Here is a 22,607-nt window from a genome sequence, read left to right on the forward strand (position 1 = left end):
CCGCAAGGAGCACCCATGTCCGCTGTCACCCGCACCGTGAAGATCGCATCGTCGCACGGACTGCACGCGCGCCCCGCCAAGCTCTTCGCCGAGGCCGCCAAGAACTCGGGGCTCGCCGTCACGATCGCGAAGGGCGACGGCAAGCCCGTCAACGCCGCGAGCATCCTCGGTGTCATCTCGCTCGGGGCCAACACGGGCGACGAGGTCACCCTCACGGTCGAAGGCGACGGCGCCGAGGCCGTGCTCGACCAGCTCACGGCTCAGCTCGAGACCGACACGGACGCCGAGTGATGCTCGAGCTCCGCGGCGTCGGGATCGGCCAGGGCGTCGCGCAGGGGCCGATCGCCCGCATGGCATCGCGCCTCGAGCCGCCGCGCGACGAGAAGAGCGCGAAGAGCCCCGACGAGGAGAAGGCCGCGGTCGCCGCGGCGGTCGCGGCCGTCGCCGCGGAGCTCAACGCCCGCGGCGAGCGCGCCGGCGGCGCGGCCCGCGACGTGCTCGAGGCCCAGGCCATGATGGCCGAGGACCCGACCCTCGAGGAGGGCGTCCACGCGCGCATCGACGCGGGCAGCACGGGCGAGTGGGCCGTGCACGCGGCCTTCGCCGAGTTCGCCGAGACCCTCCAGGCGATGGGCGGCTACCTCGGCGAGCGCGCCGCCGACCTCGCCGACGTCGCGCAGCGCGTCATCGCGCACCTGCGCGGTGTCTCCGCTCCCGGCGTGCCCGACCCCGGCCATCCGTTCGTCCTCGTCGCGCCCGACCTCGCCCCGGCCGACACGGCCCTGCTCGACCTCGAGAAGGTCCTCGCGGTCGTGACCACGGAGGGCGGCCCGACGTCGCACACGGCGATCCTCGCGGGCGACAAGGGCATCGTGGCGATCGTCGGGACCGGCGAGAGCGATGCGCTCGTCGACGGCGCCGTCGCGATCGTCGACGCGGCGGCCGGCGTCGTCACGATCGACCCGACCGACGAGCAGCGCGCGGCGGCTGCCGAGCGCGCGGAGGCGCGGCGCGCCGCGGCGAGCGCGCCGATCACCCCCGGTGCGCTCGCGGACGGCACGGCCGTGCCGCTGCTCGCGAACCTCGGCAACCCCCATGGCGCGGCCGAGGCCGTCGCGCTGGGCGCCGAAGGCGTGGGGCTCTTCCGCACCGAGTTCCTGTTCCTCAGCTCCGACGAGGCGCCCAGCGTCGAATCGCAGACGGCGTCGTACACGAAGCTGCTCGAGGCCTTCCCCGGCAGGAAGGTCGTGGTGCGCGCGCTCGACGCGGGTGCGGACAAGCCGCTGAAGTTCCTCACCGACGAGGGCGAGGAGAACCCCGCGCTCGGCCGACGCGGTCTGCGCGCGCTGCGCCACCACGAGGAGGTCCTCCGCGACCAGCTCACGGCGCTCGCGAACGCCGACGCGGCGACCGACGCCGATCTCTGGGTCATGGCGCCCATGGTGGCGACGGTCGAGGAGGCCGAGTACTTCACGCGCATCGCGCGCGAGCACGGCATCAAGACGGCCGGCGTCATGGTCGAGGTGCCGTCGGTCGCGCTCCTCGCGGACGCGGTGTACGAGGTCACCGACTTCGGCTCGGTGGGCACGAACGACCTTGTGCAGTACACGATGGCGGCCGACCGCATGCTCGGCACGGTGTCGTCGTACCAGGACCCGTGGCACCCCGCCGTGCTGCGCCTCATCGCCGAGATCGGCCGGGCCGGCGCGAAGCACGGCAAGCCGGTCGGCATCTGCGGTCAGGCCGCGGCCGACCCGCTCCTCGCGGTCGTCCTCGTCGGCCTGGGCGCCACGACCCTGTCGATGTCTCCGCCCGCGCTCGTCGACGTGCGAGCCGAGCTCCTGAAGCACACCCTCGAGGACGCGCAGCGCATCGCGCAGGCCGCGCTCTCGGCGAGCAGCGCGGAGGCGGCGCGCGACGCCGCCCGAGCCGCCGTCTCCTCCTGAGATCCCCCACAGCAGAAAGCCCGATACCCATGAGTGACACCCGCACCGCGGCGAAGACGCCCGGATCGCTTCGCGTCGGAGTGCAGAAGGTCGGCACCTTCCTCTCCGGCATGATCATGCCCAACATCCCCGCGCTCATCGCGTGGGGCCTCTTCACCGCGTTCTTCATCGAGGTCGGGTGGACGCCCAACGAGGCGCTCAACTCGATCGTCGGGCCGATGATCCACTACCTCCTGCCGATCCTCATCGCCGCGCAGGGCGGTCGGATGATCTACGACACGCGCGGTGCGGTGGTCGCGTCGATCGCGACGTTCGGCGCGATCGCCGGCTCGGACTGGCTCATCGGCCTGCAGAACGCGGACCTCCCCGCGGGCGAGAGCCCCATCCCGACGATCCACATGTTCATCGGCGCGATGATCATGGGCCCCCTCGCCGCGTGGATCATGAAGAAGCTCGACGCGCTCTGGGAGGGCCGCGTCAAGGCGGGCTTCGAGATGCTCGTCAACATGTTCTCGGCCGGCATCTTCGGCTTCGTCGCGGCGATCTTCGCGTTCTACGTGCTCGCGCCGGTCGTGAACTTCCTCATGAACATCCTCGGCGGGGCCGTGGGATGGCTCGTCGACAACAACCTGCTGCCGCTCACGAGCATCCTCATCGAGCCGGCGAAGGTGTTCTTCCTCAACAACGCGATCAACCACGGCGTGCTCACGCCGCTCGGCCTCGCGCAGGCGACGGAGGACGGCAAGTCGATCCTCTTCCTCCTCGAGGCGAACCCCGGCGTGGGCCTCGGCCTGCTCCTCGCCTTCACCTTCTTCGGCGTCGGCGCGGCTCGCGCCTCCGCTCCCGGTGCCGCGATCATCCACTTCTTCGGCGGCATCCACGAGGTGTACTTCCCGTACGTGCTCATGAAGCCGGCCCTCATCCTCGCGGTGATCGGCGGCGGCATGACGGGCGTGGCGACCAACGTGCTCTTCCGCTCGGGCCTCGTGGCCCCCGCGGCGCCGGGCTCGATCATCGCCGTCCTCATCCAGACCGCGCGCGACAGCTACCTCGGCGTCATCCTCGCGGTCGTGCTGTCGGCGGCCGTCACGTTCCTCATCGCCGCCGTCATCCTGCGCGCGAGCCGCAAGCGCGACCTCGCCGCCGAAGCGGCGGGCGCAGACGGATTCGCCGACGCCGTCGCGCGCACCGAGGCGAACAAGGGCCGGAAGTCCAGCGTGCTGGGCGGCCTCGCCGGCGGCACGGCCGTCGCGACCAGGCCGATCGAGAAGGTCATCTTCGCGTGCGACGCCGGCATGGGGTCGTCGGCGATGGGAGCGAGCGTCCTGCGCAACAAGATCAAGCAGGCGGGCATCGAGGGCGTCACGGTCACGAACAAGGCCATCGCGTCGCTCGACGGCACGGCGGACCTCGTGATCACGCAGGCGCAGCTGACCGACCGCGCCCGCCAGCGGGAGCAGAGCGCTGTGCACGTCTCCGTGGACAACTTCATGAACTCGCCGCGCTACGACGAGGTCGTGGAGCTCCTGCGCGAGCAGGCATCGGGAGGGGCGGCCCCCGCGGAGGCCGAAGCGCCCGCCGCGCCCACGACGCGTCGCGAGGCGCGTGCCGTGCCGACGACGACCGGCCCGATCGGCAGCGGCACGTCGCGCCCCGCCGACGACGCGGTCCTCACGCGCGGCAGCGTCCGCATCCACGCCGGCTCCGCGACGCGGGAGGAGGCGCTCCAGGAGGCCGCCGATATCCTCGCGAGCGCAGGTGCCGTCACCGGCGCGTACTTCGACGCGATGCTGGCCCGAGAGCAGACCGTGTCGACCTTCATGGGCAACGAGCTGGCCATCCCGCACGGCACGAACGAGGCGAAGGATGCCATCCTCGGGTCGGCGCTCTCGGTTGTCCGCTACGACGGCGGGGTCGACTGGGACGGCGACGCGGTGACGTTCGTCGTCGGCATCGCCGGCAAGGGCGACGAGCACCTGAAGATCCTGTCGAACGTCGCCGAGCTGTTCAGCGACGAGTCGCAGATCGCGCGCCTCAAGGCCGCCGCGACCCCCGAGGAGCTCTTCGAGCTCTTCCAGAGCGTCAACCAGGAGGACTGATGAAGGCCGTCCACTTCGGCGCAGGGAACATCGGCCGCGGCTTCGTCGGCCTGCTGCTGCACGAGGGAGGGTACGAGGTCGTCTTCTCCGACGTCGCCGCTCCCCTCGTCGACGCGCTGGCTGCCGCCGACGCGTACACGGTCCACGAGGTCGGCGCGGGCGGCGTCGACCGGGAGGTCACGGGGTTCCGCGCGGTGAACAGCGCAGAGGACCCGCAGGCGGTGGCCGACGAGGTCGCGACGGCGAACGTCGTCACGACCGCCGTCGGGCCGACGATCCTGAGGTTCATCGCTCCGCACATCCTCGCCGGGATCGCGCTGCGCGACCCCGACGCGCCCCCGCTGCAGGTCATGGCGTGCGAGAACGCGATCGGAGCGACCGACCAGCTCCGCGCGGAGATCGTCGAGCTCGCCGGCGGCACGTGGGACGCCCTCGAGGGTCGCGTCGTGTTCGCGAACACGGCCGTCGACCGGATCGTCCCCGGCCAGCCGGCCGACGGCGGCATCGACGTCACGGTCGAGCCGTTCTTCGAGTGGGCGATCGAGCGCGGCCCGTTCGACGGCGACCTGCCGAGCATCCCCGGGGCGCACTTCGTCGACGACCTCGCGCCGTACATCGAGCGGAAGCTCTTCACGGTGAACACGGGGCACGCGGCGACCGCGTACCACGGCGCCCGCGCAGGCTTCGAGCGGATCGCCGAGGCGCTGGCCGACCCGGCCGTCGCGGCCTCGGTCGAGGCGGCTCTCGAGGAGACGTCGGCGCTGCTCGCCGCGAAGCACGGGTTCCCCGCCGACGAGCTCGCGACCTACCGCGCGACGATCCTCGAGCGGTTCCGCAATCCGGCGCTGCCCGACACTGTCCAGCGCGTGGGACGACAGCCGCTGCGCAAGCTGTCGCGCCACGAGCGCTTCGTGGGCCCCGCCGCCGAGGCTGCCGAGCGCGGCCTGTCGACGAGCGCGCTGGTCGCGGCGATCTCGGCGGCCCTCGCGTTCTCCGACGAGGGCGACGAGCAGGCCGTGCAGCTGCAGGCGCTCCTCGGCGAGCTCGACGCCGACGCGTTCACCCAGCAGGTCACGGGACTCGAGCCCGCCCATCCGCTGTTCCCCGCCATCCGCTCGGCCGTCGCGGAGCACCAGGCCGCATAGGCCTCGCCCTGCTCAGCATGTCTCACTCGCCGCGGGATTGCCGTCGGCTATCCCGCGGCGAGTGAGACATGCCCCAGGGGGCGGCGCCTACCGCGCGAAGCCCTCGGAGATGAGGTCGATGAGCTCCTCGCGCTGCTCGACCGGCAGGAACGACGCGGCCGCGGCGTTGAGCTGGAACTGCTCGATGTCGTCGAGGTCGTAGCCGAAGGCCGCCTGCAGGATGGCCAGCTCGCGCGTGAGCGACGTGCGGCTCATGAGGCGGTTGTCGGTGTTGACCGTCACGCAGAAGCCGAGCTGGTAGAGCAGGTCGAACGGATGGTCCTCGATCTGGCTCCCCCAGTGAGCCACGGCGCCCGTCTGCAGGTTCGACGAGGGCGACAGCTCCAGCGGGATCTCCCGATCCCGCACCCAGCGCGCCAGGTCGCCGAACTGCACGAGCACCTCCTCGCCCTCGCGCGAGACGACCTCGAGGTCCCGGGCGATCGCGACGCCGTGCCCCAGGCGCAGCGCGCGTCCGTCGAGGAGCGCCGACCGGATCGACGCGACCCCGGCGGCCTCGCCCGCGTGCACGGTGACCGGGAAGAACTCGCCGGCGAGGTAGTCGAACGCCTCACGGTGCTGCGATGGCGGGAAGCCGTCCTCAGGACCGGCGATGTCGAACGCCACGACCCCGTCCTGGCGGAACGCGACAGCGAGCTCGGCGACCTCCTGCACGCGGTCGCCCTGGCGCATCGCGGAGAGGATCTGGCCCACGCGGATGCTCCGCCCGCTGTCCTCGACGATGTCCTCGCCCTGCTCGATGCCGTCCTGCACGGCCTCGACGGCCTCCTCGAGCGTGAGCCCGCCGTCGAGGTGCTGCTCGGGCGCCCAGCGCACCTCGCCGTACACGACGCCGTCGGCCGCGAGGTCCTCGACGAACTCGCGCGCGACGCGCGTGAGCGCCTCGCGTGTCTGCATGACGCCCACGGTGATCTCGAAGGTCTTCAGGTACTCGACGAGCGAGCCGGAGTCCGCGCGCTCGGCGAACCACTCCTGGAGCGACGCGGCGTCCGACGCCGGCAGCGCGACATCCGTCCCCTCCGCGAGCTCGAGGATGGTCTCCGGCCGCAGGCCGCCGTCGAGGTGGTCGTGCAGCGAGACCTTGGGCAGGCTGCGCAGCGCGACGCCCTGCACGCGGGGCTCAGCGGTCTTGTCCTTCGCCATGTCGGCCTCCAGGATCGTGCGGTGCGAACGGATGCGGGATGGCCGCGGTCCGGATGTCGTCGGTCGGTCAGGCGGTGATGCGCTCGCGCACGAGGGGCGCGGTCTCGGGAGCAGTATCCCCGATCTCGTACGCGCCGTCGAGAGCGTCCAGCGCCCTGTCGAAGCGCGCGCCGTCATCCGCCGAGAGCGTGAAGAGCGCCTGGCCCTCGGCGACCGCGTCGCCCGGCTTCACGAGCAGGTCGATGCCGGCCGCGTGGACGACCGCGTCCTCGGCCCGGGCGCGCCCTGCTCCGAGCCGCCACGCGGCGATCCCGAAGTCGTAGGCGTCCATCCGGGTGACGACGCCCGAGCGGCTCGCCGTCACGGTGTGCGTCTCGCGTGCGACGGGCAGGGGGCGCATCGGGGTCGCCGTCCTGCGCGCGGATCATGCGGCGCCAGGTGTCCATCGCGCGGCCGTCCGCGAGCGCCGCCTCGACGTCGGCGTCGGGCTGTCCGGCGAGCGCGAGCATCTCGCGGGCGAGCGCGACGGTGAGCTCGACGACGTCGGCGGGGCCGCCGCCCGCGAGCACCTCGACCGACTCCCGCACCTCGTTCGCATTGCCGATCGCGAGGCCGAGCGGGGTGTTCATGTCGGTGAGAAGCGCCGTGGTCTTCACGCCGGAGTCCGTGCCGAGCGCGACCATCGTCTCGGCGAGCTCGCGTGCGCGCGCGGGGTCCTTCATGAAGGCGCCCGTGCCGAACTTCACGTCGAGCACGAGCGAGTCGGTGCCCTCCGCGATCTTCTTCGACATGATGCTCGACGCGATGAGCGGGATGGCCTCGACCGTGCCGGTGACGTCGCGCAGCGCGTAGAGCTTCTTGTCGGCGGGGGCGAGACCGGTGCCCGCGGCGCAGATCACGGCGCCGACGTCGGCGAGCTGGGCGAGCATCTCCTCGTTCGAGAGGGCGGCGCGCCAGCCGGGAATCGACTCGAGCTTGTCGAGCGTGCCGCCCGTGTGGCCGAGCCCCCGCCCGGAGAGCTGCGGCACGGCGACGCCGAAGGCCGCCACGAGCGGGGCGAGGGGCAGCGTGATCTTGTCGCCCACGCCGCCCGTGGAGTGCTTGTCGGCGGTCGGCTTGTCGAGCGACGCGAACGACATCCGCTCCCCCGACGCGATCATCGCATCGGTCATGACGCGGATCTCGTCCCGCTCCATGCCGTTCAGCAGCACGGCCATCGTGAACGCCGACATCTGCGCGTCGGAGACGTACCCGCGCGTGTAGGCGTCGACCATCCAGCGCAGCGCGCCCTCGGGGACCGCGCCGCCGTCGCGCTTGGCGCGGATGACGTCGACCGCGTCGAACGGCTCGGGGCTCATCGCTCCTCCAGGTCTCGGGGTCCGAACGCGTCGGGCAGCACCTCTTCGATGCTGCGGATGCCCGACACGGTCTCGAGCAGCATGCCCGGCAGGGCGTGCTCGAACAGCAGCTGCCGGCAGCGTCCGCACGGCATGAGGGTGCGGCCCTCGCGATCCACGCACACGAACGCGACGAGCTGCCCGCCGCCGGTCATGGCGAGATTCGAGATGAGGCCACACTCCGCGCACAGCCCGACGCCGTACGACGCGTTCTCGGTATTGCACCCCGCGACGATCCGGCCATCCGTCACGAGGGCGGCCGCCCCCACGGGGAACTTCGAGTAGGGCACGTACGCCCGGGTCATGGCGTCGGTCGCGACGGCACGCAGCTCGTCCCAGTCGATGTCTGTCATCTCTCCTAGCCCTTGATGTACGGCTTGCCGGCGGCGGCGGGGCCGCGCGACTGCCCCACGAACCCGGCGACCGCGAGGATCGTCACGACGTACGGGAGCATGAGCATGAACTGGCTCGGGATGGGCGTGCCCAGCACCGAGAGCAGGTTCTGCAGGTTGGTGGCGAATCCGAACAGCAGGGCCGCGAGCGTCGCGCGGATCGGGTCCCAGCGTCCGAAGATGACCGCGGCAAGTGCGATGAAGCCGAGGCCGCCCGTCATCTCCTCGTTGAACTGCGGGACGGAGACGAGCGTGAAGTACGCGCCGCCCGCACCGGCGATCGCGCCGGCGAGGTTCACGTTCCAGAAGCGCATCGGGTTGACCCTGATGCCCACGGTGTCCGCCGCCTGCGGGTGCTCGCCGACGGCGCGGACGCGGAGTCCCCACCGCGTGCGGTACAGACCCCAGGCGACCGCGGCGACCGCGAAGTACATGAAGTACACGAGGAACGACTGGTTGAAGAGCACCGGCCCCAGCAGCGGGATCTCGACGAGGCCCGGGATGGGCAGGCGGTCGAACGTCGCAGGGCGGTTGAGCTCGAGCTCGTTCGGCACGAGCAGGATGCCGAAGAGGAAGCCCGTGAGGCCGGTCACGAGCACGTTCAGCACGACGCCGACGATGACCTGCTCGACGAGGTACTTGATCGCGAAGACGGCGAGCACGAGCGAGACGAGCACGCCGCCGATCATGGCGCCGAGGAGCCCGACGAACGGATTGCCCGTGATGCTCGACAGGAGCGCAGCGCTGAACGCCCCGAACAGGAGCTGGCCCTCGATCGCGACGTTGACGACGCCGACGCGCTCGCCGATCACGCCGCCGAGCGCGCCGAAGACGATCGGCACCGAGATCGACAGCGCACCGGAGAGCAGGCTGATGACCGGCACGAGCCCGTCGGCGCCGGCCCAGGTGAGGAAGCCGAAGAGGGCGAGGATGCCGTAGGCGATCGAGAGCCACAGCGGGCTCCGTCGATACGCCAGCGTGTCGGCCACCGCCCAGGCCGTGAGCGCCACGAGGAGCGCGAGCGTCCCCCATACGAACGGAGCCGTCGGGATGCTCACCTCGCCCAGCGGGATGAGGGCGTCTGCGCCGCTCAGCCGGAACGTCGTCCAGCCCTCTCGCGCGGCGAGGATGAAGAGGGCCGCGAGCAGCACGGTGAGCACGCCGAGCGTGATCGCGAGCTTCGGCCGCCGGACGCGGACGACCGTGGGCGCCTCGACGGAAGCGGGAGCTGTCGTGTTCGTCATCGTGCGACCGCCTTCCGCGCCGCCTTGGCTCGTGCCCTGGCGCTCTTCTCGGATTCGTCCTTCGGCAGGAAGAACATCGTGCGGATGAGGGGCGGCGCGGCGACGAAGAGGACGACGAGCGCCTGCACGACGAGCACGATGTCGACCGGGATCCCCTCCGACGCCTGCATCGTGTAGCTGCCGGCCTTCAGCGCGCCGAAGAGCAGACCGGCGACGAACGTGCCCCATGCGCGGCTGCGGCCGAGGAGCGCGACCGTGATGGCATCGAAGCCGAAGCCGGCGTCGATGTGGCTGTCGAAGCCGCTCGTGACGGCGCCCTGGATCTGGTTCATGGCCGCGAGACCCGCGAGCCCTCCCGCGAAGAGCATCGCGTACACGTAGATCCGCTGCACCGAGATGCCCGCTGCGCGCGCGGCGTGCGGGTTCTCGCCCACCGCGCGCATGCGGAGCCCGAGGCTCGAGCGCTCGATGAGCCACCACACGAACACCGTCGCGGCGATGACGAGCAGGAACCCGACGTCGAGGTTCGGGTATGCGGGGCCGAAGAGATCGGGGAAGAGTGCACCCGAGGGCGTGGCCGCCGAGATCGGCTGGTTCGACCCCGGCTTCTGCAGCACGCCGGCGGTGCTGACCATCCAGTCCACGAGGTAGACGGCGATGTAGTTCAGCATGATCGTGAGGATGACCTCGTGCGCGCCCGTGCGCGCCTTGAGGATTCCCGCGATCCCCGCCCAGATCGCACCGCCGATGAGCCCGGCGATGAGGGTGAGCGGCAGCTGGAGCGCGAGGGGCAGGTCGAGCCGGAAGGTCATGAGCGCCGAGAAGGCGGCGCCGAAGAGGATCTGGCCCTGCGCGCCGATGTTGAACATCCCGACCCGGAAGGCCAGCGCGACGCCGAGACCTGCCGCGATGAGCGGAGCCGCGTTGCCGAGCGTGTTCGTGAGCGGGCGGATGGCCGTGAGGAAGTCGTCCGCGCGGGAGTTGTAGATCGCGCCGCGGAAGAGGGCCTCGTACCCGCCGTAGACGGCGTCCCAGATGGCGCGGAAGGTGTCGGCGGGCCGGGCGAAGAAGTAGCCGGACGCCGTCCGGACGTCCTCGTTCGTGAGCGCGATGAGGATGCCGCCCACCACCATCGCGGCGACGAGGGCGAGGATCGACGTGACGACGCTCCCGCGGAGGATGTCGCGCAGCACGGCGTTGCCCCGGGGTGCCTCGGGGGTCGCCGTGTGGGGCTGCGGCGCCTGCGGGGCCGGGGTGGTCTCGCTCATGCCGCTGCCTCCTGAGCACCGGCCATCATGAGGCCGAGCACGTCGCGTGGGGTGTCGCTCGGCACGATGCCGACGATCCTGCCTCGGTACATCACCGCGATCCGGTCGGCGAGCGCGACGACCTCGTCGAGCTCGGTCGACACGACGATGACGGCCACCCCGGCGTCGCGCGCGGCGACGATCCGGCTGTGGATGAACTCGATCGAGCCGACGTCGACGCCGCGCGTGGGCTGGGCGGCGAGCAGGACCTTCAGGTCGCGGCTCATCTCGCGCGCCACGACGACCTTCTGCTGGTTTCCGCCCGACAGCGTGCCCGCCGGAGTCAGCGGGCCCTGCGCGCGGATGTCGAACTCCTCGATGCGCTCGCGGGCGAAGTCGTCGAGCGCCCCGCGCCGCAGCGTGCCCGCCGTGACGAACTCGGGCGCGTCGGAGCGATCGAGCACGAGGTTCTCCGCAATCGACATGCCGCCCACGAGGCCGTCGATCTTCCGGTCCTCGGGAACGAATCCGACGCCCGCGTCGAGGATGCGGCGCACGGAGGCTCCGACGAGCTCCTGACCGTCGAGGGCGATGGAGCCGGTCACCCGGGTCTCGAGGCCCATGATCGCCTCGGTCAGCTCGGTCTGTCCGTTGCCCTGCACGCCCGCGATCGCGAGGATCTCCCCCGGCTGCACCGTGAAGCTCACGTCGTCGACGAGCACGACGCCCTCGGGCGTGAGCACGCGCAGCCCCTCGACGACGAGACCTCCCGGCCGCGTTCGAGCGGGCTCCTTGTGCACCGTCAGCTCGACAGCGCGACCGACCATGAGCGAGGCGAGCTCGGCGTTGGTCGACGTGGGCGACGCCTCCCCGACGACCTTGCCGCGGCGGATGACCGTGATCCGGTCGGCGACCTCGCGCACCTCGCGCAGCTTGTGCGTGATGAACACGATGCCGACGCCCTCGTCGCGCAGCTGCCGCATCATCGCCATGAGCTCGTCGGTCTCCTGCGGCGTGAGCACGGCGGTGGGCTCGTCGAACACGAGCACGCGCGCGTCGCGCGCGAGCGCCTTGATGATCTCGACCCGCTGCTGGACGCCCACGGGCAGGTCCTCGACGATCGCATCGGGGTCGACGTGGAATCCGAAGCGGTCCGCGACCGCGCGGACCTCCGCGCGCGCGGCGTCGAGGTCGAGGGCGCCGCTGCGGCGCACCTTCTCATGCCCCAGTGCGACGTTCTCCGCGACGGTGAACACCGGGATGAGCATGAAGTGCTGATGCACCATGCCGATGCCCGCCGCCATCGCGTCGCCGGGGCCGCGGAACCGCTGCGGCACGTCGTCGAGGAGGATCTCGCCCTCGTCGGCCTGGTAGAGGCCGTACAGGACGTTCATGAGCGTCGACTTGCCGGCGCCGTTCTCTCCGAGGAGGGCGTGGATCTCGCCCGGCTCGACGGTCAGGTCGATGTGGTCGTTGGCGACGAGGCTGCCGAATCGCTTCGTGATTCCGCGGAGCTCGAGCTTCATGTGGGCACCCTACCGTGCGCGGATGGTCGTGGACAGAAGTGGGTTGAGCGCGCGTCGGGGCGGCCGGTACGGGCCCGGCCGCCCCGATGCGAGCGATGCGCCTTACGGCGAGTTGGGCGACTCGACGACGATGTCGCCGGCGACGATCTGCTCCTGCAGAGCCGCCAGCTCGTCGGTGAGGCCCTCGGGAAGCTGCGACTCGAAGTCGTGGAAGCTCGACAGCGTCACGCCCTCGTTCTCGAGCGTGCCGACGTAGGGCTCGACCTCGAACTCGCCGGTCGCCGCGGTCGTCGTGGCGTCGAACACGGCCTGGTCGATCGCCTTCTGGATCGAGACGTAGACGAGGTCGGCGAGGTCCGGCTCCTTGACCGCGAGGTCGCTGTCGACGCCGATCATGAGGACGTCGTCTCCGCTGTCCTGGATGGCCGCCGCCGCGCTCGTGTAGATCGGGCCGCCGACCGGGAGGATGACGTCCACGCCCTGGTCGAGGATGCCCTGCGCGGTCTGGCGCGCGACGTCGTTCGCCTCGAACCCGCCCGTGAACGAGCCGGTCTGCGACTCCACGTCCCAGCCGACGACCTCGACGTTCGCGCCCTTGTCCTCGTTGTACTTCTCGACGCCGAGCTGGTAGCCGTCCATGAAGACCGCGACCGAGGGGATCTGCGCGCCGCCGAAGGTGCCGACCTTGTTCACGCCCGACTGCGCCGACCATGCCGCGGCAGCGTAGCCGCCGAGGTACGCGGCCTGCGCGGTGTCGAACACGAGCGGCTTGATGTTCGGAGCGTCCGTCTCGCCGTCGAAGTCGTTGTCGGCCCAGTCGTCGATGATCGCGTAGTCGACGTCGGGGTTCGCCAGCGCCGACTCGACCGTCGCCGCCGAGAGGTTGAACCCGACCGAGATGATGAGCGAGCAGCCCTCCGAGACGAGCGTCTCGAGGTTCGGGGCGTAGTCGTTCGCGTTCGTCGACTCCATCTCCTTGCCCTCGATGCCGAGCTCCTCGAGCGCGCGGTCCATGCCCTCCTTGGCGGACTGGTTGAACGAGCGGTCGTTCCAGCCGCCCTCATCCGAGATGAGGCAGGGCAGGAAGTCGCTGTCGACCTGGGTTCCGCCCGTGGTCTCCTCCGGCGCCGACCCGCATCCGGCGAGCAGCACCGCCGAAGCGGTGAGCGCGAGACCGCTGAGCGCAGCCTTCTTGGTGGTCTTCACACTGTCCTCCAGAGTGTGCGGGCCCCGAACCGACCCGGGGCCAATATGCTCACGCTAGTTCGCTCACACCGTGCGAAACGACGATCCGGGCGACCGCAACGCGATAGTTACAAACACGACGACGGGGCCCGGGGAACTCCCGGGCCCCGTCGCGGGCGAAGGTCAGCGGCCGCCCTTGAGGATGGCCTGCTTGACCTCGGCGATGGCCTTCGTGACCTCGATGCCACGCGGGCACGCCTCGGTGCAGTTGAAGGTCGTGCGGCAGCGCCACACGCCCTCCTTGTCGTTCAGGATGTCGAGGCGCACCTGCGCCTCGTCGTCGCGCGAGTCGAAGATGAAGCGGTGCGCGTTCACGATGGCGGCGGGGCCGAAGTACTGCCCGTCGGTCCAGAACACGGGGCACGACGAGGTGCACGCCGCGCAGAGGATGCACTTCGTGGTGTCGTCGAAGCGCTCGCGATCGGCGATCGACTGCACGCGCTCCTTGCCCTTGGCGGGCGCGCTGTTCGCCTGCAGGAACGGCTGGACGTCACGGTACGCCGCGAAGAACGGGTCCATGTCGACGACGAGGTCCTTCTCGAGCGGCAGGCCCTTGATCGCCTCGACGTAGATCGGCTTCGAGATGTCGAGGTCCTTGATGAGCGTCTTGCAGGCGAGACGGTTGCGCCCGTTGATCCGCATGGCGTCCGACCCGCAGATGCCGTGCGCGCACGAGCGGCGGAAGGTCAGCGAGCCGTCGACCTCCCACTTGATCTTGTGCAGCGCGTCGAGCACGCGATCGGTCGGGTACATCTCGACGTCGTAGTCGACCCAGCGGGGCTCGCTGTCGGTCTCCGGGTCGAAGCGCCGGACGATGAACGTGACGAGGTACGACTGGATGGCGGTCTCGGCGGCGGGCGCCTCTGCGACGGTCGACATCAGTACTTCCTCTCCATCGGCGGGTAGTTGAACTCGCCCTTCTCGTTCTTGGTGAACACGACGGGCTTCCAATCGAGCTTGATGTGGTCCTCCGGGTCCGGCGAGTGCGGGTCGCCGGTCAGGTAGGCCATCGTGTGCTTCATGAAGTTCTCGTCGTCGCGGTCGGGGTAGTCCTCGCGCATGTGGCCGCCGCGGCTCTCCTTGCGGTTGCGGGCGGCGTAGGCGACGATCTCGGCGAGGTCGAGCAGGAAGCCCAGCTCGATCGCCTCGAGCAGGTCGGTGTTGAACCGCTTGCCCTTGTCGTCGACGTAGATGTTCTTGTAGCGCTCGCGCAGGTCGTGGATGGTGCCCATGACGTTCGTCAGGGTCTCCTCGGTGCGGAACACCTGCGCGTTCGCATCCATCTGCTCCTGCAGCGTGCGGCGGATGTCGGCGATGCGCTCGGTGCCGTTGGCGGTGCGGATGCGCTCGACGAGCTCGCGCACCTCCTTCGCCGGGTCCTCGGGCAGCGGGACGAGCTCGCCGGTCTTCACGTACTCGACCGCATGGCGGCCCGCTCGCTTGCCGAAGACGTTGATGTCGAGCAGCGAGTTCGTGCCGAGTCGGTTGGCGCCGTGGACCGAGACGCACGCGCACTCCCCCGCCGCGTACAGGCCGGGGACGACGGTCGTGTTGTCGGCGAGCACCTGCGCGTCGTTGTTCGTCGGGATGCCGCCCATCGCGTAGTGCGCGGTCGGCATCACGGGCACGGGCTCGACGACGGGGTCGACGCCGAGGTACGTGCGCGCGAACTCCGTGATGTCGGGCAGCTTCGTCTCGAGCACCTCGGCGCCCAGGTGGGTGCAGTCGAGGTAGACGTAGTCCTTGTTGGGTCCGGCGCCGCGGCCCTCGAGGACCTCCTTGACCATGCAGCGCGCGACGATGTCGCGCGGGGCGAGGTCTTTGATCGTCGGCGCGTAGCGCTCCATGAACCGCTCGCCGGAGGCGTTGCGGAGGATGGCTCCCTCGCCGCGCGCGCCCTCGGTCAGCAGGATGCCGAGGCCGGCGAGGCCGGTCGGGTGGAACTGGAAGAACTCGATGTCCTCGAGCGGCAGGCCCTTGCGCCACACGATGCCGACGCCGTCGCCCGTGAGGGTGTGCGCGTTCGACGTCGTCTTGAAGACCTTGCCGAAGCCGCCCGTCGCGAAGATGACGGCCTTGGAGTGGAAGACGTGGAGGTCGCCCGTGGCGAGCTCGTAGGCGACGACGCCCGCGATCTTCGTCGTGCCGTCCGCGTCCTTCACGGTGATGAGGTCGAGCGCGTAGAACTCGTTGAAGAAGTTGATGCCGAGCTTGACGCAGTTCTGGAACAGCGTCTGCAGGATCATGTGGCCCGTGCGGTCGGCCGCGTAGCACGCACGGCGCACGGGGTTCTTGCCGTGCTCGGCCGTGTGACCGCCGAAGCGGCGCTGGTCGATCTTGCCGTCGGGCGTGCGGTTGAACGGCAGGCCCATGTTCTCGAGGTCGATAACGGCGTCGATCGCCTCCTTGGCGAGGATCTCCGCGGCGTCCTGGTCGACGAGGTAGTCGCCGCCCTTCACTGTGTCGAACGTGTGCCACTCCCAGGAGTCCTCCTCCACGTTCGCGAGGGCAGCGGCCATGCCGCCCTGCGCGGCTCCCGTGTGGGAGCGCGTGGGGTACAGCTTCGTGATCACGGCGGTCTTCGCGCCCGGGCCGGCCTCGATGGCCGCGCGCATGCCGGCGCCGCCGGCGCCGACGATCACGATGTCGAACTCGTGGTAGTACACGCCGTCCTTGAGCACGGCGTCGGTGTGCTGTGTCGTCACGTCTCTTCCGTCAATCCCTGTCAGTTGGCCGCAGCCTGGCAGACCTCGAACAGCGCGCTGTCGGGGTTCTCGAACGCGCCGAACACGCCGGCGCACGGGTCGAAGGTGAACACCACGAGCGTGCCGAGCACGATCATGAGCGCGGCGACGATGCCGATGACCCACACGAGCGCGGTGCGCACGGTCTTGCCCTGCACGTAGTCGTTGACGATCGTGCGCATGCCGTTCGCGCCGTGGATGAACGCGAGCCAGAGCATGAGCACGTCCCACCACTGCCAGAACGGCGACGCGAACTTGCCCGCGACGAACGCGAAGTTCAGCGCGTGGACGCCGCCTTCCGGCAGCACGAGGTTCACGAGCAGGTGGCCGAAGATGAGCACGACGAGCAGGACGCCCGACACGCGCATGTAGAGCCATCCCCACTTCTCGAGGTTGACACCGCGGCTGGCGGGCCGCTGCGGGGAGCGGGGTGCGGCGAGGTCTGCGGCGGTCATCAGTGTCCTCCTCCGAAGTCGCCGAACACGTTCATGAGCTGACGCGGGACGAAGCCGGCCATGACCACGGCCCAGACGCCGAGGACTCCCCAGAAGAGCTGGCGCTGGTACTTCGCGCCCTTCGACCAGAAGTCGACGAGGATGATGCGCAGCCCGTTGAACGCGTGGAACGCGATCGCGCCGACGAGCGCGATCTCGCCGATGCCCATGATCGGGTGCTGGTACGTGCCGATCACCGCGTTGTACGCCTCCGGCGAGACGCGGATGAGCGCGGTGTCGAGCACGTGCACGAGAAGGAAGAAGAAGATGGCGATGCCGGTGATGCGGTGCAGCACCCACGACCACATGCCCTCGCGGCCGCGGTACAGGGTGCCCCTCGGTGTTCTCGACGTCGTCTCCGACACCCGGGGCGTCGGTCGCGCGGTAGCGGACAAGATCGTCCTCCTGCTCTCAGGGCCTGCGAGGCGGCTCGTGGACCTGCCGCCGATCGCCCTTCAGGCTACTCCCAGGGGCGCCGAAGCGGCCATTGAGGATCGCCTAACTATCTCGACGTCGAGAGGTCAGGGCACCCTTACTCCGCGTGATTCCGCGCCTCCCGGGGTTCGGAGGCGACGCCTTGTAGCCTGGTGCTCATGCCAGAACCGATCAAGGACTTCTTCGCCGTCATCCCCGCAGGCGGGGTGGGCTCGAGGCTGTGGCCGCTGTCCCGCGCGGAGACGCCCAAGTTCCTCCACGATCTGACCGGTTCCGGCCGCTCGCTGCTCCAGGAGACGTGGGATCGGCTCCTGCCGCTGGCCGACCGCGAGCACATCGCCGTGGTGACCGGGCGCGCGCACGGACCGAAGGTCGAGAACACGCTCCCCGACATGCCCGAGCACAACGTCTTCGTGGAAGCCGACCCGCGCGAGTCGGCCGCCGCGATCGGCCTGGCCGCGGCCATCCTGCACCGCCGCAATCCCGACGTCATCATCGGCTCGTTCGCGGCCGACCACGTCATCAAGCGGCAGCGGGTGTTCGAGTTCACGGTGCGCCAGGCGGTCGCCGTGGCGCGCGAGGGCTACATCTGCACGATCGGCATCCAGCCGTCCGAGCCCGCCGTGGGCTTCGGGTACATCAAGACCGGCGGCGAGCTCGTCATCGACGACGCGCCGCTGGCCGCCATGGTCGACGCGTTCGTCGAGAAGCCCGACCTCGAGACCGCCCGCCGCTACTACGCCGACCGCTCGTTCCTCTGGAACGCCGGCATGTTCATCTCGCGCGCCGACGTCATCCTCGACGAGCTCAAGGCGAACGAGCCCGAGCTGCACGCGGGCCTCGTCGAGATCGCGGAGGCGTGGGACGACCCCGCGCGCAAGGACGAGACCGTCGCACGCGTCTGGCCGACCCTCAAGAAGATCGCGATCGACTACGCCGTTGCCGAGCCCGCGGCCGCGAAGGGGCGCCTCGCCGTCGTCCCCGGCCAGTTCGACTGGGATGACGTCGGCGACTTCGCGAGCCTGTCGAACCTCATCTCCGACGGCGACGGCGAGCGGATGAGCGTGCTCGGGCCGAACGACAAGGTGATCGTCGACGAGTCCACGGGTCTCATCGTGTCGCAGACCAACCGCGTCATCGCGGTCATCGGCGTCGAGAACCTCATCGTCGTCGACACCGACGACGCCCTTCTCGTCACGACGAACGAGCACGCGCAGCGCGTCAAGGGCGTCGTCGGCCGCCTGCATGAGGGCGGCCGCGACAGCGTCCTCTAGAGCCGCCCCCGGTCGTTGAGCGAGCGCCAGCGAGTCGACACTCAGCGAGCGCAGCGAGCCGCGCCCGGTCGTTGAGCGAGCGCCAGCGAGTCGAAACGTCCGACCCCCTCGGTAGGGTCGAGATCATGTCTCGAACGATCCGCGTCGCCACAGTCAACGTCAACGGAATCCGCGCAGCCGCCCGCAAGGGGATGGCCGGATGGCTGGATGCTGCCGACGTCGACATCCTCACGCTGCAGGAGGTGCGCGGCGAGCGCGAGCACCTCGACGCGGCGCTGCCGGGATGGCACATCCTCGAGGACAAGGCCCTCCAGAAGGGGCGCGCGGGCGTCGCGATCGCGAGCCGCCTCGAGCCGACGGCGTCGAGCATCGCCCTGGGCGACGACGCGCTCGAGTCGAACGGGCGCTGGCTCGAGGCCGACTTCGAGGTGGAGGGTCACAAGCTCACGGTCGTCAGCGCGTACGTGTTCACGGGCGAGGCCGACACTCCCAAGCAGGAGCAGAAGTGGGCGTTCCTCGACGCGATGGATCTCCGGCTTCCCGAGCTCGCCGCCGACGGCGCGCTCGCGGTCGTGACGGGCGACCTCAACGTCGGCCACCGCGAGCTCGACATCAAGAACTGGAAGGGCAACCTCAAGAAGGCGGGCTTCCTGCCGCGCGAGCGCGCCTACTTCGACCGCTGGCTCGGCGCCGAGGGCGAGACCGTCGACTGCGCGGACGGCACGACCGGCACGGGCCTCGGCTGGGTCGACATCGGGCGCCGCTTCCACGGCGAGGTGCCGGGCCCCTACACCTGGTGGTCGCAGCGCGGTCAGGCCTTCGACAACGACGCCGGATGGCGCATCGACTACCAGCTCGCGACGCCGCCGCTCGCGGAGCGCGTCAGCACGTACCGCGTCGATCGTCACGCGTCGTACGCCGAGCGCTGGACGGATCACGCCCCGGTCGTCGTGGACTACGCGTTCTGACCGCTCACGCAGAGGGCGCCTCGGATTCCGAGGCGCCCTCTGCGTGTCTCCGCTTCGTGGCTCAGCGGCGCAGGAGATCGATCAGCGCGGCCTTCGTCAGGCGCGAGTAGCCCGAGAGGCCCGCCTCCCGAGCACGAGCCCGCAGGGCCGGGACCGTGAGGCCGGAGAGCTCGTCCGACGTGGGCTCCGGTGCGGTGGAACGGCGCGCACGCCGTGGAGCGGGCGCGGCGGGCGCCGCGGCGATCTCCTCCACGATCCGCTCGATCGGCGCGATCGCCGGCGGTCGCACGACCGTGCGCTTGGCCGCGTCCGCTGCGCGCTTCTCCTTCTCGGTCGCCTTCCTGCGGTCGCCCTTCGCGCCATCCGCGCGCTTCGCGTCCTTCTTCTTCGCGGCGTCCTTCGACGCGGGCTTCGTGTCCTTCTTCTTCGCGGCGTCCTTCTTCGCGGCGTCCTTCTTCGCGGCGTCCTTCTTCTCGGCGTCCTTCTTCGCCGCGGGCTTCGCGTCCTTCTTCTTCGCGGCGTCCTTCTTCTTCGGCGCGGGCTTCTCCGCGGCGGCCTTCTCCTCGGCCTTCCGGACCGCGGCCTCGGTGGCGGAGCGCAGCGCCGCTGCGGCCTCCTCGGCCCGGCGCGCCGTGCGCTTGGGCGCCTTCGATGCGCTCTTGGCCGAGGTCCCGGCGATCTCGGCCGCCTCGGCGATGAGGGGCTCGAGGCGCTGCGCGGCCTTCTTCGGGAGCCGCTTCGCGGCCTTCTTCGCGGTCGAGACCGCCTTCGCGGCTTCCTGGAGGGCCTTGTGCGCTGCGCGTTCGCGCTCGGGTGTCTTCGCCATCCCTGCATGGTAGAGCTCCGTGAGAGGCCGCGCCGGTCAGGCCGTCGGCCGTCCTCGGCATTCGTCCAGGCGCGTTCACCGTCCGTTCACCTGCGCACCGCAGTCTCTTCACCGGGCACTCCTAGCGTCACGACGTGCCCTGCGACCCGGCGGGGCTGTCCCTGACACTGAACCGAATGAGGATTCACAGTGAAGATCACTCGTCTTTCGAGCCTGGCGGCCGTGGGCGCCATCGCCGCCCTCACTCTCGCGGGCTGCGCCGCGAACGAGGGTGGAGCCACCCCCGAGACGGAGGGCAGCACCGGCGGCGACAGCGCGCTCAGCGGCACGATCGACGCGACGGGCGCCTCGTCGCAGACCGCCGCGCAGGAGGCCTGGGTCGCCGCGTTCCAGACCGCCAACCCCGACGTCACCGTGAACTACGAGCCCACGGGCTCGGGCACGGGTCGTGAGAACTTCCTCTCCGGCGCGAGCGCCTTCATCGGCTCCGACCGCGCGTTCGACGACGACGAGGTCGCCGCAGGCGGCTTCGGCGCCTGCATGACCGACGACATCGTCGAGGTCCCGCTCTACATCTCGCCGGTCGCCGTCGCCTTCAACCTCGAGGGCATCGACACGCTCAACCTCGACGCCGCGACGATCGCCGGCATCTTCAAGGGCGAGATCACGAACTGGAACGACGACGCGATCGCCGCGACGAACCCCGACGTCGAGCTGCCCGACCTCGCGATCACGCCCGTTCACCGCTCCGACCCCTCGGGCACGCAGGAGACCTTCACGACGTACCTCCAGGCGACCGCTCCGGACGTGTGGACCGACGAGCCCTCGGACGAGTGGCCGCTCGAGGGCGGCGAGGCCGCACAGGGCACGTCCGGCGTGATCCAGGCGATCAGCGGCGGCAACGGCACGATCGGCTTCGCCGACGCGTCGCAGGTCGGCGACCTCGGCCAGGTCCACGTCGAGGTCGACGGCGAGTTCGTCGCCTACTCGGCGGAGGCCGCCTCGCTCCTCGTCGAGAACTCGCCGCTGGTCGAGGGCCGCGGCGAGGCCGACCTGGTCTTCGACGTCGACCCGGCTTCGGCCACCGACGGCGCGTACCCGATCGCTCTCGTGAGCTACCTCATCGCGTGCGAGCAGTACGAGGACAAGGAGCAGGCCGCTCTCATCAAGGCGTACCTCGAGTACATCGCGAGCGCCGAGGGCCAGGAGGCCGCTGCCGAGAACGCGGGCAGCGCGCCGATCTCCGACGGCCTCCGCGAGCAGGTGCTCGCGGCCATCGACCTCATCCAGGTCGACTGACACAACCTCACGGCGGACAGCTGAGCGACGGTGCCCTCGCGCCCTTGTCCGAGGAAGGATTCCTCGGCAGGATGCGAGGGCACTGTCGCGAAGCCCCGCAGACGACGACCCCCACGATGACCCGAGGACTGGGAGCACATGAGCATCTCTGAGAAGACGGCGGAGGAAGCGCCGCCGGCAGCGCCCGCGCCGGGCGAGCCCATCAAGGCGAAGCAGCGGCTCGGAGACCGGATCTTCTCCGGCACGGCCCTCGGCGCCGGACTGATCATCCTCATCGTGCTCGCCGCGGTCGCGCTCTTCCTGATCGTCCAGAGCATCCCCGCCTTCGAGGCGGACACCACCGACAACCACATGCTGCGCGGCCAGTCGTTCTGGTCCTACGTGTGGCCTCTGATCTTCGGCACCGTCTGGTCGTCGCTGATCGCGCTCATCGTGGCCGCGCCGATCGCCATCGGCATCGCGCTCTTCATCTCGCACTACGCGCCTCGACGACTGGCCGCCGTCCTCGGCTACATCATCGACCTCCTGGCCGCGGTGCCCTCCGTGGTCTTCGGTCTGTGGGGCGGCCTCGTCTTCGCGCCCATGCTCGTCGGCCTCTTCGCGTGGCTCAACGAGAACCTCGGCTGGATCCCGCTCTTCTCGGGCCAGGTGTCCCCGACGGGGCGCACCATCCTCACCGCCTCCCTCGTGCTCGCCGTGATGATCATCCCGATCATGACCGCCATCTCGCGCGAGGTGTTCCTGCAGACGCCCAAGCTCCACGAGGAGGCCGCCCTCGCGCTGGGCGCCACCCGCTGGGAGATGGTGCGGATGGCCGTGCTCCCCTTCGCGCGCGGCGGCATGGTGTCGGCGGCGATGCTCGGTCTGGGGCGCGCCCTCGGCGAGACGATGGCCGTGACGATGGTCCTGTCGGCCTCCGGCGCCATCACGTTCGAGCTGCTCACCTCGACGAACCCGACCCCCATCCCGGCGAACATCGCCCTCCGCTTCCCGGAGGCGCACGACTCGGGCGTCAACACGCTCATCGCGACGGGCCTCATCCTCTTCATCGTGACCTTCGCGGTCAACGCGTTCGCGCGCTGGATCGTCGCGCGCCGCGCCGAGTTCTCGGGAGCCAACTGAC

19 protein-coding genes and 1 pseudogene are annotated in these 22,607 nt (G+C 70.4%); 8 read left to right on the forward strand and 12 right to left on the reverse strand.

Features of this window, described 5'->3' with window-relative positions; genetic code table 11:
• Positions 1-15 precede the first annotated feature (15 nt).
• Genes M1D46_RS14260 through M1D46_RS14275 form a run of 4 tightly spaced genes read left to right on the forward strand, consistent with a single transcriptional unit; the run spans position 16 to position 5,190 of the window.
• A complete protein-coding gene (locus M1D46_RS14260; protein WP_271173853.1) occupies positions 16-291 on the forward strand; it encodes an HPr family phosphocarrier protein in 276 nt (91 codons plus the stop codon).
• A complete protein-coding gene (gene ptsP / locus M1D46_RS14265) occupies positions 291-1,946 on the forward strand; it encodes a phosphoenolpyruvate--protein phosphotransferase (protein WP_456285881.1) in 1,656 nt (551 codons plus the stop codon). Before M1D46_RS14260 ends, ptsP begins: the two co-directional genes overlap by 1 nt.
• A 29-nt stretch (positions 1,947-1,975) precedes the next feature.
• Positions 1,976-4,045, forward strand: coding sequence for a PTS mannitol transporter subunit IICBA (locus M1D46_RS14270; protein WP_456285882.1), 2,070 nt, complete (start codon positions 1,976-1,978; stop codon positions 4,043-4,045).
• Positions 4,045-5,190 carry a mannitol-1-phosphate 5-dehydrogenase gene (locus tag M1D46_RS14275; protein WP_282979678.1) on the forward strand — a complete coding sequence of 382 codons (1,146 nt, stop codon included), beginning with the start codon at positions 4,045-4,047 and terminating at the stop codon, positions 5,188-5,190. The genes M1D46_RS14270 and M1D46_RS14275 overlap by 1 nt, the downstream gene beginning before the upstream one ends.
• Positions 5,191-5,277: 87 nt before the next feature.
• Here M1D46_RS14275 and M1D46_RS14280 read toward each other — a convergent pair whose 3' ends face one another.
• From M1D46_RS14280 to sdhC, 11 genes and pseudogenes are all read right to left on the reverse strand, one after another.
• Positions 5,278-6,393 carry an adenosine deaminase gene (locus M1D46_RS14280; RefSeq protein ID WP_421074304.1) on the reverse strand — a complete coding sequence of 372 codons (1,116 nt, stop codon included), beginning with the start codon at positions 6,391-6,393 and terminating at the stop codon, positions 5,278-5,280.
• 67 nt (positions 6,394-6,460) lie between these two features.
• Positions 6,461-7,751: pseudogene (locus tag M1D46_RS14285) on the reverse strand (thymidine phosphorylase).
• On the reverse strand, positions 7,748-8,143 hold the full coding sequence (locus M1D46_RS14290) for a cytidine deaminase (protein WP_271173859.1): 396 nt from the start codon (positions 8,141-8,143) through the stop codon (positions 7,748-7,750). The pseudogene M1D46_RS14285 and the gene M1D46_RS14290 overlap by 4 nt, the downstream one beginning before the upstream one ends.
• 5 nt (positions 8,144-8,148) lie before the next feature.
• Positions 8,149-9,426, reverse strand: coding sequence for an ABC transporter permease (locus M1D46_RS14295; RefSeq protein WP_271173860.1), 1,278 nt, complete (start codon positions 9,424-9,426; stop codon positions 8,149-8,151).
• Positions 9,423-10,694, reverse strand: a complete 1,272-nt coding sequence (locus M1D46_RS14300) for an ABC transporter permease (RefSeq protein ID WP_456285883.1) — start codon at positions 10,692-10,694, stop codon at positions 9,423-9,425. The genes M1D46_RS14295 and M1D46_RS14300 overlap by 4 nt, the downstream gene beginning before the upstream one ends.
• Entirely contained in the window at positions 10,691-12,199 is a 1,509-nt protein-coding gene (locus M1D46_RS14305) for an ABC transporter ATP-binding protein (RefSeq protein ID WP_456285884.1), read from the reverse strand. The genes M1D46_RS14300 and M1D46_RS14305 overlap by 4 nt, the downstream gene beginning before the upstream one ends.
• 102 nt (positions 12,200-12,301) lie before the next feature.
• Positions 12,302-13,405, reverse strand: a complete 1,104-nt coding sequence (locus M1D46_RS14310) for a BMP family lipoprotein (protein WP_456285885.1) — start codon at positions 13,403-13,405, stop codon at positions 12,302-12,304.
• A 162-nt stretch (positions 13,406-13,567) separates the two neighbouring features.
• Positions 13,568-14,323, reverse strand: a complete 756-nt coding sequence (locus tag M1D46_RS14315; RefSeq protein WP_271173864.1) for a succinate dehydrogenase iron-sulfur subunit — start codon at positions 14,321-14,323, stop codon at positions 13,568-13,570.
• Positions 14,323-16,149, reverse strand: a complete 1,827-nt coding sequence (gene sdhA / locus M1D46_RS14320) for a succinate dehydrogenase flavoprotein subunit (protein ID WP_271173865.1) — start codon at positions 16,147-16,149, stop codon at positions 14,323-14,325. Before sdhA ends, M1D46_RS14315 begins: the two co-directional genes overlap by 1 nt.
• A gap of 20 nt (positions 16,150-16,169) precedes the next feature.
• Positions 16,170-16,643: a succinate dehydrogenase, hydrophobic membrane anchor protein gene (gene sdhD / locus M1D46_RS14325; RefSeq protein WP_271173866.1), complete on the reverse strand. Its 474-nt coding sequence runs from the start codon at positions 16,641-16,643 to the stop codon at positions 16,170-16,172.
• Positions 16,643-17,077, reverse strand: coding sequence for a succinate dehydrogenase, cytochrome b556 subunit (sdhC, locus tag M1D46_RS14330; protein ID WP_271173867.1), 435 nt, complete (start codon positions 17,075-17,077; stop codon positions 16,643-16,645). Before sdhC ends, sdhD begins: the two co-directional genes overlap by 1 nt.
• Before the next feature lie 198 nt (positions 17,078-17,275).
• On the opposite strand from sdhC, the gene M1D46_RS14335 reads away from it, so the two are divergent.
• Positions 17,276-18,391, forward strand: a complete 1,116-nt coding sequence (locus tag M1D46_RS14335) for a mannose-1-phosphate guanylyltransferase (protein ID WP_282979684.1) — start codon at positions 17,276-17,278, stop codon at positions 18,389-18,391.
• Positions 18,392-18,516: 125 nt separating this feature from the next.
• The gene (locus tag M1D46_RS14340; protein ID WP_271173869.1) at positions 18,517-19,359 is read left to right on the forward strand and encodes an exodeoxyribonuclease III; all 843 of its coding nucleotides are present in this window, start codon (positions 18,517-18,519) and stop codon (positions 19,357-19,359) included.
• A gap of 61 nt (positions 19,360-19,420) precedes the next feature.
• On the opposite strand, the gene M1D46_RS14345 is transcribed toward M1D46_RS14340, so the two are convergent.
• Positions 19,421-20,185, reverse strand: a complete 765-nt coding sequence (locus tag M1D46_RS14345) for a hypothetical protein (RefSeq protein WP_456285886.1) — start codon at positions 20,183-20,185, stop codon at positions 19,421-19,423.
• 189 nt (positions 20,186-20,374) lie between these two features.
• Between M1D46_RS14345 and M1D46_RS14350 the strand changes: the two genes are divergently transcribed.
• Both M1D46_RS14350 and pstC read left to right on the forward strand, forming a co-directional pair.
• On the forward strand, positions 20,375-21,484 hold the full coding sequence (locus tag M1D46_RS14350; protein WP_271173871.1) for a phosphate ABC transporter substrate-binding protein PstS: 1,110 nt from the start codon (positions 20,375-20,377) through the stop codon (positions 21,482-21,484).
• Positions 21,485-21,622: 138 nt separating this feature from the next.
• Positions 21,623-22,606, forward strand: a complete 984-nt coding sequence (pstC, locus tag M1D46_RS14355) for a phosphate ABC transporter permease subunit PstC (RefSeq protein WP_271173872.1) — start codon at positions 21,623-21,625, stop codon at positions 22,604-22,606.
• The last annotated feature ends 1 nt before the right edge of the window (position 22,607 follow it).

The organism is Microbacterium sp. JZ70 (assembly GCF_053903225.1).